This window comes from Cohnella herbarum, from assembly GCF_012849095.1.
GTDB classification, from domain to species: domain Bacteria; phylum Bacillota; class Bacilli; order Paenibacillales; family Paenibacillaceae; genus Cohnella; species Cohnella herbarum.
Genome location: NZ_CP051680.1, coordinates 846,922 through 859,456, shown reverse-complemented (window position 1 = coordinate 859,456; position 12,535 = coordinate 846,922). Strand labels below are relative to the sequence as shown.

15 protein-coding genes are annotated in these 12,535 nt (G+C 51.5%); 4 read left to right on the top strand and 11 right to left on the bottom strand.

Going from position 1 to position 12,535, the window contains the following annotated elements; translation table 11 throughout:
• Positions 1-9: 9 nt before the first annotated feature.
• From HH215_RS03520 to ald, 4 genes are all read right to left on the bottom strand, one after another.
• On the bottom strand, positions 10-1,185 hold the full coding sequence (locus HH215_RS03520; RefSeq protein ID WP_169278642.1) for a phosphopentomutase: 1,176 nt from the start codon (positions 1,183-1,185) through the stop codon (positions 10-12).
• Positions 1,186-1,212: 27 nt separating this feature from the next.
• Entirely contained in the window at positions 1,213-2,109 is an 897-nt protein-coding gene (locus HH215_RS03515) for a site-specific tyrosine recombinase (protein ID WP_254450355.1), read from the bottom strand.
• An 84-nt stretch (positions 2,110-2,193) separates the two neighbouring features.
• The gene (locus HH215_RS03510) at positions 2,194-2,427 is read right to left on the bottom strand and encodes a DUF4227 family protein (protein ID WP_169278641.1); all 234 of its coding nucleotides are present in this window, start codon (positions 2,425-2,427) and stop codon (positions 2,194-2,196) included.
• Positions 2,428-2,488: 61 nt separating this feature from the next.
• On the bottom strand, positions 2,489-3,604 hold the full coding sequence (gene ald / locus HH215_RS03505) for an alanine dehydrogenase (RefSeq protein WP_169278640.1): 1,116 nt from the start codon (positions 3,602-3,604) through the stop codon (positions 2,489-2,491).
• A 155-nt stretch (positions 3,605-3,759) separates the two neighbouring features.
• On the opposite strand from ald, the gene HH215_RS03500 reads away from it, so the two are divergent.
• On the top strand, positions 3,760-4,893 hold the full coding sequence (locus HH215_RS03500; protein ID WP_169278639.1) for a S8 family peptidase: 1,134 nt from the start codon (positions 3,760-3,762) through the stop codon (positions 4,891-4,893).
• A gap of 225 nt (positions 4,894-5,118) precedes the next feature.
• Positions 5,119-6,231 (top strand): response regulator, encoded by a 1,113-nt coding sequence (locus tag HH215_RS03495; RefSeq protein WP_169278638.1) that lies wholly within the window; start codon positions 5,119-5,121, stop codon positions 6,229-6,231.
• Positions 6,232-6,278: 47 nt separating this feature from the next.
• On the opposite strand, the gene HH215_RS03490 is transcribed toward HH215_RS03495, so the two are convergent.
• Positions 6,279-6,743 carry a glutathione peroxidase gene (locus HH215_RS03490; protein ID WP_169278637.1) on the bottom strand — a complete coding sequence of 155 codons (465 nt, stop codon included), beginning with the start codon at positions 6,741-6,743 and terminating at the stop codon, positions 6,279-6,281.
• Positions 6,744-7,196 (bottom strand): MarR family winged helix-turn-helix transcriptional regulator, encoded by a 453-nt coding sequence (locus tag HH215_RS03485; RefSeq protein WP_169278636.1) that lies wholly within the window; start codon positions 7,194-7,196, stop codon positions 6,744-6,746. It lies immediately after the preceding gene.
• Between the two features lie 186 nt (positions 7,197-7,382).
• On the opposite strand from HH215_RS03485, the gene HH215_RS03480 reads away from it, so the two are divergent.
• Entirely contained in the window at positions 7,383-7,868 is a 486-nt protein-coding gene (locus HH215_RS03480) for a glutathione peroxidase (RefSeq protein ID WP_169278635.1), read from the top strand.
• 74 nt (positions 7,869-7,942) lie between these two features.
• On the opposite strand, the gene fur is transcribed toward HH215_RS03480, so the two are convergent.
• The 4 genes from fur to HH215_RS03460 form a co-directional block, all read right to left on the bottom strand.
• The gene (gene fur / locus HH215_RS03475) at positions 7,943-8,407 is read right to left on the bottom strand and encodes a ferric iron uptake transcriptional regulator (RefSeq protein ID WP_169278634.1); all 465 of its coding nucleotides are present in this window, start codon (positions 8,405-8,407) and stop codon (positions 7,943-7,945) included.
• Between the two features lie 73 nt (positions 8,408-8,480).
• The gene (gene spoIIM, locus HH215_RS03470) at positions 8,481-9,140 is read right to left on the bottom strand and encodes a stage II sporulation protein M (RefSeq protein ID WP_169278633.1); all 660 of its coding nucleotides are present in this window, start codon (positions 9,138-9,140) and stop codon (positions 8,481-8,483) included.
• 71 nt (positions 9,141-9,211) lie between these two features.
• Complete coding sequence (locus HH215_RS03465; protein ID WP_169278632.1) at positions 9,212-10,417, bottom strand: endonuclease Q family protein; 1,206 nt, start codon at positions 10,415-10,417, stop codon at positions 9,212-9,214.
• A gap of 2 nt (positions 10,418-10,419) precedes the next feature.
• A complete protein-coding gene (locus HH215_RS03460) occupies positions 10,420-10,989 on the bottom strand; it encodes an NUDIX domain-containing protein (protein ID WP_169278631.1) in 570 nt (189 codons plus the stop codon).
• 125 nt (positions 10,990-11,114) lie between these two features.
• On the opposite strand from HH215_RS03460, the gene mciZ reads away from it, so the two are divergent.
• The gene (gene mciZ / locus HH215_RS03455; RefSeq protein WP_169284203.1) at positions 11,115-11,279 is read left to right on the top strand and encodes a Z-ring formation inhibitor MciZ; all 165 of its coding nucleotides are present in this window, start codon (positions 11,115-11,117) and stop codon (positions 11,277-11,279) included.
• 71 nt (positions 11,280-11,350) lie between these two features.
• On the opposite strand, the gene HH215_RS03450 is transcribed toward mciZ, so the two are convergent.
• On the bottom strand, positions 11,351-12,481 hold the full coding sequence (locus HH215_RS03450; protein WP_169278630.1) for a M20/M25/M40 family metallo-hydrolase: 1,131 nt from the start codon (positions 12,479-12,481) through the stop codon (positions 11,351-11,353).
• Between the last annotated feature and the right edge of the window lie 54 nt (positions 12,482-12,535).

The following is a 12,535-nucleotide window of genomic DNA, read 5'->3' as shown; positions in this document are numbered from 1 at the left end:
TGCGATTATTTATTTTAATCCTTCGAGAAAACTCTTTCCATGCGTATTCAGTTCAACTCCGAAATTATCGGCAATCGTTGCGGCTAAGTCCGCGAAACTCGCCCGATCCGCTAACGCCCCGGCGCTCTTGAAGCTAGGACTCCACGCCATCAACGGTACATATTCGCGAGTATGATCCGTTCCGGCATGAATCGGGTCATTGCCATGATCCGCGGTGATGATCAAGAGGTCGTTTTCCTTCATCGCGTTCATCAGTTCGGGGAGCGCTTTGTCGAACTCCTCCAACGCGCGGCCATATCCTTCCGGATCTCTCCTGTGCCCGTAAAGCGAATCGAAATCGACCAGGTTCGTGAATAATAGCCCTTTGAAATCGGACTTCATTTCTTTTAACGTGATCGCGATACCGTCGGTATTGCTCTTCGTCGGAGCAGAACGCGTGATGCCTTCGCCGACGAAAATATCGTTGATTTTGCCGATGGCTACGACATCCAACCCCTTAGCTTTTAGAGCGTTCAACACCGTCGGCTGAGGCGGCTTTACGGCGTAATCATGGCGATTCGACGTCCGTTTGAACGCACCCGGCGTGCCTATGTAAGGACGGGCTATGACTCTCCCCACCGAAAATTCGTCCTTCATCGTTAACCTGCGAGCAACCCGGCAAGCGTTGTATAGCTCCTCTAACGGGATAACGTCTTCGTGGGCAGCTAATTGAAACACGCTGTCCGCGGATGTATAGACGATCCAAGCCCCGCTTTTCATTTGCTCCGCGCCGAGTTCGTCTAGAATCTCCGTGCCGGAAGCCGGCTTGTTGCCGATGACCGATCGGCCTGTTTGGTCTTCGAATTCCCTTAAGAGCGCTTCGGGAAACCCGTTCGGAAACGTTCGGAACGGCGTATCGATCCGCAGCCCCATCAACTCCCAATGTCCCGTCATCGTGTCTTTCCCGACGGACACCTCAGCCATTTTCCCATGGTACCCCTTAACGGAAGGTTCTGGCTGCCAATCTCCCAACTTCGCGATGTTGCCTAAACCGAGCTGACGCATATTCGGCAAAGCGAGCCCTTCGACTTTCTGAACGATATGGCCCAAAGTATGCGAACCGGTATCGCCGTAGTGCGCTGCATCCGGCAACTCCCCAATGCCTACGCTATCCAACACGATTACTGTTATTTTCTGATAAGCCATTCGGTCGTTCCCCTTTTCTGTATTCGATCAACGTCGCGCTCTAGGATGATTTCTTTCGTATACTTCCTTGATTTTCAAATTCGCGGAAGTTTGGTACATCTGCGTCGTGGAGGGATCCGAATGTCCAAGCATCTCCTGAACCGCGCGAATATCGGCTCCGTTATCCAATAAGTGCGCAGCGAAGGAATGCCTCAACGTATGAGGCGAAATGTTTAATCCGATTTGGCTTGCATACTTCTTCATGACCTTCCAGAATCCTTGACGCGACAACCGAAAGCCCATGTGATTCAGAAACAGCGCATCGTTCGGCTTATCCGGATCGGCAAGGCGAGGACGACTTTCTTCCAAGTATTTGGCAACCCATGCCGTACCTTGATCGCCGACGGGAACCATTCGTTCGCGCCCCCCCGAACCCAAGCATAGCAAAAATCCCATGTCCAGTCTAACGCTTCCGATATCGATCATAATCAACTCGGTTACCCGCAAGCCGGTTGCGTACAACAGCTCGAGCATCGCCCTATCCCTGATACCGATATCGTTGCTCGTGTCCGGAAGCTCCATCAGCTTATCCAATGCGGCGATCTCGACCGTCTTGGGCGGTTTTCGGTCCGCTTTAGGCGTTTCAAGTTGGATGGACGGATTATAATCGAGCGCTCTCTGTATCGTCAAATACTTGCAGAAGGAGCGGATAGATACCATTCTTCGGGCTACCGTCGCCGTCGATCGGCCTTGCTTGCGCAATTCGTTCAAATAAGCGTTCAAATGATGCGGCTTGAGTTCGTTCGGAAGAAGGACCCGATCTTTCTCCATCTCGTCGACGAAATCCGTCAGATCCCCGGAATAGCTCTGCAGCGTGTTTCGCGAAACCCTTCGTTCTTCTATTAGATAAGTAAGATAGGATCGCAGCCAGTTTCTCAACTCCATGTCTAATTCCCTGCCTATCGCGATTGAGGTTTGCTGACTAGATCAATATTCCACACGCGACGGCGAAATTCCTTCCGAAAATCTCTATTCCCCTAACCAATAAAATAAACGCAGCCTGTCTCCGGGAGAGCTATTCGGATCGTTGCCTTCCCCCGTCTGAAATACTTTCGAGGCTCGTCCCTCGGGTACTTTATACGGATCCGACGGCTTTAACCAACTCTGAAACCACCCCATAAAACCGTGAACGAAAACCGTTAACGCAAGAAAAAGGAGCGTAAACTGCAATCGCTCCCACCACTTGTCCATAGGCTGCTTCATCCCGCTTCTCCCCTTCTTGTCCGTTCTTTCTAAACCGTATGAGGAGAAACGCGAAATCATGTCACCATAAGCCTTCCAGCGGCGTATAAGGCATCCCTACCGCACCCGCTACCTGCGGATGCGTGATCGCTCCACGATAAGCGTTCACTCCCAATGCGAGCATGGAATTGTAGTTAATTGTCTCTTGGAATCCTTTGGCGGCAAGCTGCAAAATATAATCGATCGTGACGTTCGTCAGCGCAAGCGTGGACGTACGCGGAACTGCGCCGGGCATATTCGCGACAGCATAATGAATGACGCCGTGTTTCTCGTAGATCGGATTCTCATGGGTCGTCACGCGATCGATCGTCTCGATGGAACCGCCCTGATCAACGGCGACGTCTACGATAACCGCGCCTTTCTTCATCGTCTTGACCATCTCCTCCGTTACGAGCCGCGGAGCTCGGGCACCCGGCACAAGTACGGCGCCGATCAGCAAATCCGCTTTGCGGACGGCTTGGGCGATGTTATAAGGATTGGACATCAGCGTACGCAACCGCCCCTGAAATACGTCGTCCAGATAACGCATCCGATCGCCGCTTTTCTCAAGCACGACAACTTCGGCCCCGAGTCCGAGCGCCATCTTCGCGGCGTTCGTCCCAACGATGCCTCCGCCCAGAATAATCACTTCCGCGGGTGGGACGCCTGGAACTCCGCCCAGGAGCACTCCTCTGCCCCCTTGGAACGCCTCCAAGTATTTGGCTCCCTCCTGAACCGACATGCGTCCCGCCACTTCGCTCATCGGGGTCAACAAGGGCAGACTGCCGTTCGGCGCTTGGATCGTCTCGTAAGCGATCGCGGTAACCTTTTTCTCGACTAAAGCCTGCGCCAGCTCGGCTGCGGCCGCTAAATGCAAATAAGTAAACAAAATCTGGCCTTCGCGGAAATGAGCGAATTCCTCCGGCAATGGTTCTTTCACCTTCACGATCATATCCGCGCCGCTCCATACTTCCGCGGCTTCGGCAACGACGTTAGCTCCCGCTTTTTCATATTCTTCGTCGGAGAACCCACTGCCCTCGCCCGCTCCGCGTTGCACGATGACCTTCTGTCCTTGCTGCACGATCATGACGCATCCCGCGGGCGTTAACGCGACGCGATACTCTTGCTTCTTGATTTCTTTGGGCAATCCGATAATCATTTTCCCATCCCCCCGCCATCCGGAATCGCTATCCTCATTACATTTTCCCCGGGTAACAAAAATATGTGTTTCATTTTTCCCGCATGCACATTCTCTTCGATTTACCCATACTTTACTTACAGAAAACGGCCAAGACCCGCCTAGGAGGATCAGCGATGAAAGATTTGGCAAAATTGCTGTGCTCGTCGGTTAAACGCAAGAACTCCTTTCGAACGGAACGGAGAAACATCGTGTTCCATCGCGAGCAAGATTATCGCCGTTGCTTGAATCGGCTTTCCGCGGACGGGATCAAACCGGTTAAAGCCATCGATTCGATTCGTTTCATCTGCTGTCATGCCGATCGCGCGCATAGTTGGAATCATCTTCACGACCATCCTCGGGTCGCATACGTTGAGCGCGATCGCAAAGTAAAAGCTCACGGAATGCGCGCATGTCCTATAGCAGTACCTATCGTTAGAGCGCGGATTCCGTGGAATATTAACCGGGTTCAAGCCCCGCAAGCGTGGAAATCCGCTCGATTCGGCTGCGACGTCAAGGTAGGCATTGTCGATACGGGAATCGCCCGCCATCCCGATTTGCGGATCGCCGGCGGAGTGAATACGATTACCGGCAAATCTTTCGCGGACGATAACGGCCATGGAACCCATGTCGCCGGAATCGCCGCAGCCACGGGCAATCGCCGAATCTACGGGATCGCGCCGAGAGCTAAGCTTTATGCCGTCAAAGTGTTGGACAATGAAGGAGTCGGTTTCGTGTCCGATATCGTGGAAGGAATAGACTGGTGTTTGTCGCGCGGAATCAAGATCATGAACATGAGCTTCGGGTTAAACGGCGATAGCCAGCTTCTTAAAGACGCGATCCGCAGAGCGAGAAAACAAGGAGCGGTTATCGTCGCATCGGCAGGTAACAGCGGATCGCTGTTCAAGCAAATCGACGCTCCGGCGCGTTATCCGGAGACGATAGCCGTAGCGGCGACGTCGCGGTCGAACCGCGTGGCCGACTTCTCCAGCAGAGGGAAAGGAATCGACATTGCTGCGCCAGGCGTTAAAATATTGTCGACATGGCTTAACGGAACTTATAAGCGGGAAACCGGCACCTCTATGTCTTCCCCGCACGTAACGGGGGCAGCCGTGCTTCTTCGCGGAATTAAACCCGGTATGAGCCCGTCGGAAGTCGCCAGAAAAATTAAGAAAGGCGCGTTGCGTATTCCCGGGGGCTCGAACGCAGTGGGGTGCGGTCTGCTCCAGATCGCCAACGCCGCAAAAGCAAAGGGCCGTAAAACGAGTTAAACCAGTCGTTCCCGACCGTCATCGTTATGTTAGAATAGAGCTATTCACGTTGTTCCGAAAGCGTTCATCGAGCATTGCCGAGGATTCATCGTCCTCTGTTCCAAGGCCCGGTCCAATCGCCGGGTCTAATTAAGTTTTTTGATAAAAAATGTCCTAAGAACGCTAATCTTAAAGATCTCGAATGCCGATGATCATGGATAGGTGGAAGGAGGAAAGAAACGACGGATGAGAGCGATTTTAGTGGATGACGAAGGTCTAGCTCTGAGAGATCTGGAGAGACAATTAAGTAAAATTCCAGGAATGAGCGTCGTCGGCGCCTTTAAATACGCGGGAGAAGCGCTTGATCATATGGCCGAATTAAAACCCGACGTCGTGTTCCTCGATATCGAAATGCCGGAAATATCTGGAATCGAAGCTGCGGAAAGAATTAGGACGATAGATAGCGAGATCGATATTGTATTCGTTACCGCTTACGAGGAATACGCAGTTAAAGCCTTCGAACTGGCCGCGTTGGATTACGTGCTTAAGCCGATTAATTCGGATAGGCTGCAGCGCACGATCGATAGAATCTCCCAGCACAAACCGAACCACTTGGATCAAACGCACGAGCCCGATACGGCCGTGGTCAACTGTTTTCAAAGATTGCAGATTAGCTACGGGAAACCCGAGCCCTTCTCTTGGCGTACCGCACGCTCCCAGGAACTGTTCGCTTATATGATATACAAGAGAAATCAGCCCGTACGCAAAGACATTCTTCTCGAGTTGATGTGGCCGGATATCGATTACAAGAAAGCCTACACGCAGTTGTACACGACGATCTATCAAATACGCAGATCCCTTGAAGCGGCGGGCATCAGCATTCGGCTTACCAACAGCGGTAACGATTATTATTTGGATCTTGGGAACAATCTTTACGATGTGCAGGAATGGGAGAACGCGCGGCTTGTTTTGCCCGAATTGACTTCGGATAACGTCGCGCTGCACGTTCAGTGGCTCGAGGGTTACGCCGGAGATTATTTGTTGGAAAATGATTATTGGTGGTCGGAAAGCGAACGTCAGAGGTTGAGAGACCTTTGGTACAAACATGCTTTGGCCGTCGGACAAGCTTATCAGGAAGCGAATCTTTCCAAAGAAGCGCTGTTACATTACGAAACGATCGAGAAGAAATTCCCGTTCACGGAAGAGATTTACTTTATTATCATGAAGCTTCACGCCGAGAACGGCGACTTGCATCTGTCCGGCAAGAAATACGAACAGCTTCTCGAGATGCTCCGAGAGGAATACGGGATGGAGCCCTCCTCTTCGGTTCGACAATGGGCCGAAACTTACTTAGACTAGCAAAGGGAGGCCTCGGCCTCCCTTTTCATATTCGCATAGCATAGCTTTTATCCCAAGAGCTTCTCGATATCAGGTCCGATTTCAAGCGGTTTGACGGAAGAATCGTATTGTTTCACGACCTTCCCTTGACGATCTACGAGAATCTTGGTGAAGTTCCATTTGATCTCTTCGCCCGTCTGTTCGGTCAAGTACCGGAAGATCGGATCGGCATTCGGACCTTTCACTTCCACCTTCTCGAAGGTTGGGAAAGTTACGCCGAAGTTCAAGCTGCAGAATGCTTCTACTTCGGTCGCGGTCCCGGGCTCTTGGCCTCCGAATTGATTGCAAGGGAAGCCGAGAATAACGAGTCCTTGCTCTTTGTAAGCTTCGTATAGATTCTGAAGATCGCCATATTGCGGCGTAAAACCGCATTCGCTCGCGGTATTGACGAACAGCACGACTTGATCTTTATACTTGCCGAGATCAACGGATTCGCCATTGGGTTTGCGGGTCGTAAAAGAATAAATGGACATTTATATTCCTCCTAGGGGTACTTGCTGAACTTTTTTAAGCATATCGGTAATACGTTCGCGAAGTTCGGTCGCTTCTTCTTGCGAAACGCCGGCCTGGCAAAATAACTTCTCCGGAATATCCGTTGCCCTATCTTTCAGGTTGATCCCTTGTTCGGACAAAGCGATAATAACGCTGCGTTCGTCCTGCTTATCTCGCTTGCGGGTCAGAAACCCCATTTGCTCCAGCTTCTTCAGCAGAGGCGTCAACGTTCCGGAATCCAGGTACAAACGTTGCCCTAACTGTTTAACCGTAACTTGATCTTCTTCCCATAACGCCAACATCGTAATGTATTGCGTATAGGTTAGCCCAAGCTCGCGCAAGAGCGGATGATAGAGTTTCGTGATTTCCCTAGCGCACGCATATACCGCGAAACACAATTGATTGTCCAGCTTCAATGCCGAGCCGGTATCCATTCATGCCTCCTGTCCCTCGTCGTCGGGACGAGAAATTGATTGCATACAATTTAATCGCCTTTACTATAACATCGGGATTATAGCCTGTCAAAGGCTTGACACTCACCATATAGATTGTATACAATTAAATTTATAGCGATCTATTTCTGATTGATTTTACTTCAATTCCTTAAGGAGGCGTTAACCATGTCCGTTTACGACATAGAGATTAAATCCGCGCGCGGTGAAACGACGGATCTAAGCAACTACGAAGGAAAAGTCATGCTCATCGTAAATACGGCCAGCAAGTGCGGCTTCGCTCCCCAGTTCAAAGGCTTGCAACGACTTCATGAAACATATGCGAATCAGGGATTGGCGGTCCTCGGGTTCCCTAGCAACCAGTTCGCCAATCAGGAGCCGCTCGAGGGCGACTCGCTTGCCGAACATTGCCAGATCAATCATGGCGTCACGTTTCCGCTCCATGCGAAGATCGACGTTAAGGGCAGCGGGATTCACCCGTTATACCGTCATTTAACGAAATCGGCACCGGGTTTTCTCGGACTTAAAGGAATCAAATGGAACTTCACCAAGTTTCTCGTCGATCGCCATGGCAAAGTCGTCAAACGTTTCTCTCCAACCGTTACGCCGGACAAAATCGAAGGTCAGATTCAGAAGTTACTGCAACAAAAATAAATCGAATGAGCTTGAACGACTAAATGAGGCTATTCCGAATGTTATCGGAATAGCCTCTCTTTTATTCATGCTTATTATTCGTTATCGGGTTCCGTTGGTGCTTCCGCTTGGCATTTCGAGCAGACGCCTTGAAAATCCAGACGATGATCGAGTACGGTGAAGCGGTATTCCAGCTCTAGTCGTTCTTCCAATGGACCCAGCCAATCTTCCATGATTTCCGTCATGGAACCGCATTTTACGCAAATCAGATGATGATGGTGATGCTTGTTGCTGTCCGTACGCAAATCGTAACGGGCTACGCCGTCTCCGAAATTCATTTTCTCGACGACATGCATTTCGCTAAGCAGTTCAAGCGTTCGGTAAACGGTCGCAAGGCCGATTTCCGGAGCCTTGTCTTTTACGAGCATGAACACGTCTTCCGCGCTAAGATGATCTTCTTCGTTCTCTAGCAGTACTCGAACCGTAGCTTCCCTTTGCGGGGTCAGTTTATAGCCCTGAGACTGCAGTTGTTGTTTGATTTTTTCAATGCGGGCTTCCATGATTTCCCCCTCCGGTCGCTTGTGCACTTCCCTCCATTATAGGGTGAGCTTATTCGATAAGTCAAACTTCATATCATAATTTAGAAGAAAGGGAAGAAATTTCTGCGGAAACGACGGTCGGCGTTACTCGTTCCAATAGGATCGGAGATAGAAAAGCCTCATATAACGAGGCTAAACAAAGCATAATCAGCATCAGCGCCGTAACCGCGGAATGAGCTAGAAATGGCGGAAGCAGCTGACCTTTGCGGCGAAATAATCGTTCCCGAACGACAAAATAAGCGAATCTAGCGGCAGAAATGCTGGCAATCACTAACGCGGGAACGACAATGGCGTTCTGCGGCGCCGTGGCGACGAGGAAAAAGAATACGCCTTTCCAAGCTAGTTGCTGGGCTAACAAGGCGACCGCAAATCCGATCAGCACGCCTTTAAGAAAATCAAGCACGAGCACGAGCGGCAGTCCTATGACCGATAGGCCGAGAAACCAAATTAACATCAGCCATTTTCCGTAAAACCAGAAACTTTCCCAGAACGTCGTCGACGGCGAGATTTGACCCGAATCCTTAACGGCCGACAGGTATACGCCTAAATCGTCCGCCAGTTCCTGCTGCTGCTCAAGCGTTAACGCATTAACGAGCAACGCCCCGAAGATCGCCCCAACGACGATCAGCACTCCCACGAATACGTACAGATTCAAATTGTCCCGAGCGGATAAATTCCATAATCGAAAGTTCATCCGGGTCCCCCCCCCCTTGTCCACCTATCACGGCCTATCCCGTGCCTATAAGTATGATGGACAAGTCGGATTTATGATTGAACGATGCTCCCGTAGCTTCCCCCGCTCCCTGCCGCGAAGACCGCATTTCCTTCTCTGGCACCGACGATGAGGTCGGCGATCTTGTCACCCGTTACGATGGCGATCCGATCTCTTGGAATCCGATGAAGTACTTCCATTTCCGTCCCGATTTCCTTGAATAATCGCTCACGCTTGGCTGGTCCGACACCGGGGAAAAAGGACAACGGAACTTGCGGAAGATAAGGAGGTCTGCCTATCGGCTGCCGCGATTCCCTTCTGTCCGCTAGTTGCAGGATCCGCCCGGACACACCTCGGATTAATTTCGCGCTTCCGCAGGAAGGACAAACGATAGAGGATTCCTCCGTCTCCGGCACAGCTTGCTTGCAACCGTTGCAATAAGTCGTATGATACTTGCCGAGACGAGGATGAAGACCGTAATTCGCAATGATCCGACGGCCGTCTCGTCCCTTCAATGCCATCGAAAGTTCCGCGAAAGTCGGTTCTTTCAACAATATTTCATTGCATTCCCGACCGATCATTCCGGTAGAATGCGCATCGGAGTTCGTAAGGAACGGGTACTTGTCCAGTTCGGATAACAAACCTGCCATCGTCGTATCCGCGCTTAGCCCAAGCTCGATCGCCGCGATGCCTTCCGGATCGAGACGATCCGACAATCGGTCCGCCGAGCAGCCCAGAAGCCCTCTGTGCGGCGTGAAAACGTGTGCGGGTACGAGAATGCCTCCCCTAGCCAACAACTCCTGTTGCAGTTCTCTAGCCGTAACGCGAAGTCTCTGGGAGCTCAGATTAATATTCGTCATGAGCGGTTTCATCCAAGAGGTCCATTCCTGCATCGCGCCGAGGTCCGGCAAATAGCCGAGTAAATGAAACGGCCCTCCGCCCTCGTCTTTGACCTCCATCTCGATACCCGTCACGATCGTCGTATCCCGGTATCGAATCCCGCCTCCCGCGACCTCCTCCATCTCGCCGGAGTCGAGACAATCCATAATATCCTTCTGTACGGGAGGGGAATGGCAATCGATTATTCCGATGAGCTCGATCCCTTTGCGTTCGGAGGCTTCGCGCGCAATGTTCAGGAAGGTGAGATCTTTGCTTCCGCTGATCTTAACCGGTTGTCCGTCTTGGCTTCGTCCGATATGAACGTGTAAATCCGCGAAGTAAGGCTTCAAGATGGGCGTATCTGGTTCGAGTGATTTCATGTTCAGAACGAGCCCGTCAACGTTCTCAGACGCCAAGCGTAGACGGCCAGTAACGTTTTCGCGTCGCAGATTCTGCCCTCCAGAATATACGTCAGAGCCTGCTCGAGCGTAATAGCTTCGCAAGTCAAGAACTCCTCGTCGTCCAAGCGAACCGTTCCTTGTTCAAGATCGTCCGTAAAATACAAATGAACGACCTCTTCCGCGAACCCCGGAGACGTGGAGAACGACTGTAAGTGCTTGATGCTCTTAGCACGGTATCCCGTTTCTTCCTCTAATTCCCTGAGCGCTGCCGCTTCAGGTTCTTCACCCGCGTCCAATTTGCCCGCTGGGATTTCCACTTGAACCTTCTCCAACGGCTTGCGGAATTGCTCCACGACGAGCATCTTGTTATCTACGATAGCTACGACCGCTACGGCCCCCGGATGCCGTACGATTTCGCGAGTCGCCGTTTCACCGTTCGGCAAACGTACCGTATCGACTTGCAGCGAGATGATTCTCCCTTGAAAGATCGGTTTGCTCTCCAGCGTTTCTTCGTAAAAAGGATGTCGCGTCGAATGATTATCCTTATTCATATAAGTGCCTCCCGCCTGTCATGTTTATCGTTGATCGCGCATACCTTCAAGTTAAAGGCTTGTCCATCCAATCCGAGATCCATAATCGGCGGCGGACTTCCCATCGAGGAGGTACACAATAAATGTTGAAAAAATATATCGCGCCTTCCAGGCTTCAACTGGTCGGCAAAGCATGGGAGATCCGGCATGCACTAAGACAGGAAAAGAAACTTCGCAATGGAGGAAACATCACCTTAATCGACCTGCTTTCCTTCGGCCAACAAGGCCCGACGGCTAAGATTGGTAAGTAACCGAATCCAAAAGTGGTGGTGCAGGATTTAACCCTGCTCCACCACTTTTTAAGTTCGATTCATGCGATCGATTATCTGTTCAATGTTTCTTTAATAATCGCGAGCACGAGTTCGGCCGCCTTCACGAGATCATCCGCTTTAATCTGTTCCTTCGTCGTATGGATGTGCTCGTAACCTACGGCCAGATTTACGGTCGGAACGCCGTTGCCGTTAAACATGTTCGCATCGCTGCCTCCGCCGGACGAGAAAGTACGCGGCGTCAGACCGATCGCTTCGATCGCCGCTTTCGCCACTTGAACGACTTCATCGTTATCGCCATAGGAGTATGCAGGATATATCGTCGTCGTTTCAAAATCGAATTCAGCCCCGAATTCTTTAGCCGCGCTTTCCACCGCTTCGCGCATCGTCTCGATTTGACGATCCATCTTCTCTTGCACTTGACTACGGGCTTCGGCGTAAATTTTGATCGTGTCGGTGACGATGTTCACTTCTCCGCCGCCTTCGAATCTCCCGATATTTGCGGTCGTCTCGCTGTCGATCCGTCCAAGCTTCATGCGGGAAACCGCCTTGGAAGCCACTTGGATCGCGCTAATCCCGTCTTCGGGATTCACGCCGGCATGAGCGGCTTTACCTCGAATCGTAATATACTGCCGGGAATTCGTCGGCGCGGCAACGGCGATCGCGCCGATCTCGCCGTTTGAATCGAGAGCGTATCCGAACTTCGCGCGCAGCCGGGAACCGTCCATGGCGCGCGAACCAAGCAGTCCCGACTCCTCGCCGGTAGCGATTACGAATTGGATTCCGCCATGCGGCAAATCCTGGTCTCTCAGCACCCGGAGAGTTTCGAACATCGCGGCGAGTCCGGCTTTGTCGTCTGCGCCGAGAATCGTCGTTCCGTCACTGCGGATATAACCGTCTTCGTCTAGGCGAGGCTTGATTCCCTTGCCCGGCGAGACAGTGTCCATATGAGACGTGAACAGAATTGCCGGAACGTTCTCGTAGCCCGCCTTAGCCGGTAACCAAGCGAATAGGTTCCCTGCTCCGTGACCGATCTTCTCCGCGACGTCGTCTTCGACGACTTCGAGGCCGAAAGCTTCGAACTTGCTCGTCAATACTTTGCTGATTGCCGTTTCGAATTTCGTTTCGCTGTCGATTTGCACCAATTCCATAAACTCTGCCAATAACCGATCTTTTTGTACCATGATCTTTCCTCCTGACGAAGCTTTCGTTACAATAGTATCGTGGACAAGCTCAAA

Excerpts from the sequence above, each read along its gene's own strand:
- HH215_RS03520 (WP_169278642.1), bottom strand. The coding sequence starts at position 1,185 with ATGGCTTATCAGAAAATAACAGTAATCGTGTTGGATAGCGTAGGCATT.
- HH215_RS03515 (WP_254450355.1), bottom strand. The coding sequence starts at position 2,109 with ATGGAGTTGAGAAACTGGCTGCGATCCTATCTTACTTATCTAATAGAA.
- HH215_RS03510 (WP_169278641.1), bottom strand. The coding sequence starts at position 2,427 with ATGAAGCAGCCTATGGACAAGTGGTGGGAGCGATTGCAGTTTACGCTC.
- ald (WP_169278640.1), bottom strand. The coding sequence starts at position 3,604 with ATGATTATCGGATTGCCCAAAGAAATCAAGAAGCAAGAGTATCGCGTC.
- HH215_RS03500 (WP_169278639.1), top strand. The coding sequence starts at position 3,760 with ATGAAAGATTTGGCAAAATTGCTGTGCTCGTCGGTTAAACGCAAGAAC.
- HH215_RS03495 (WP_169278638.1), top strand. The coding sequence starts at position 5,119 with ATGAGAGCGATTTTAGTGGATGACGAAGGTCTAGCTCTGAGAGATCTG.
- HH215_RS03490 (WP_169278637.1), bottom strand. The coding sequence starts at position 6,743 with ATGTCCATTTATTCTTTTACGACCCGCAAACCCAATGGCGAATCCGTT.
- HH215_RS03485 (WP_169278636.1), bottom strand. The coding sequence starts at position 7,196 with ATGGATACCGGCTCGGCATTGAAGCTGGACAATCAATTGTGTTTCGCG.
- HH215_RS03480 (WP_169278635.1), top strand. The coding sequence starts at position 7,383 with ATGTCCGTTTACGACATAGAGATTAAATCCGCGCGCGGTGAAACGACG.
- fur (WP_169278634.1), bottom strand. The coding sequence starts at position 8,407 with ATGGAAGCCCGCATTGAAAAAATCAAACAACAACTGCAGTCTCAGGGC.
- spoIIM (WP_169278633.1), bottom strand. The coding sequence starts at position 9,140 with ATGAACTTTCGATTATGGAATTTATCCGCTCGGGACAATTTGAATCTG.
- HH215_RS03465 (WP_169278632.1), bottom strand. The coding sequence starts at position 10,417 with ATGAAATCACTCGAACCAGATACGCCCATCTTGAAGCCTTACTTCGCG.
- HH215_RS03460 (WP_169278631.1), bottom strand. The coding sequence starts at position 10,989 with ATGAATAAGGATAATCATTCGACGCGACATCCTTTTTACGAAGAAACG.
- HH215_RS03450 (WP_169278630.1), bottom strand. The coding sequence starts at position 12,481 with ATGGTACAAAAAGATCGGTTATTGGCAGAGTTTATGGAATTGGTGCAA.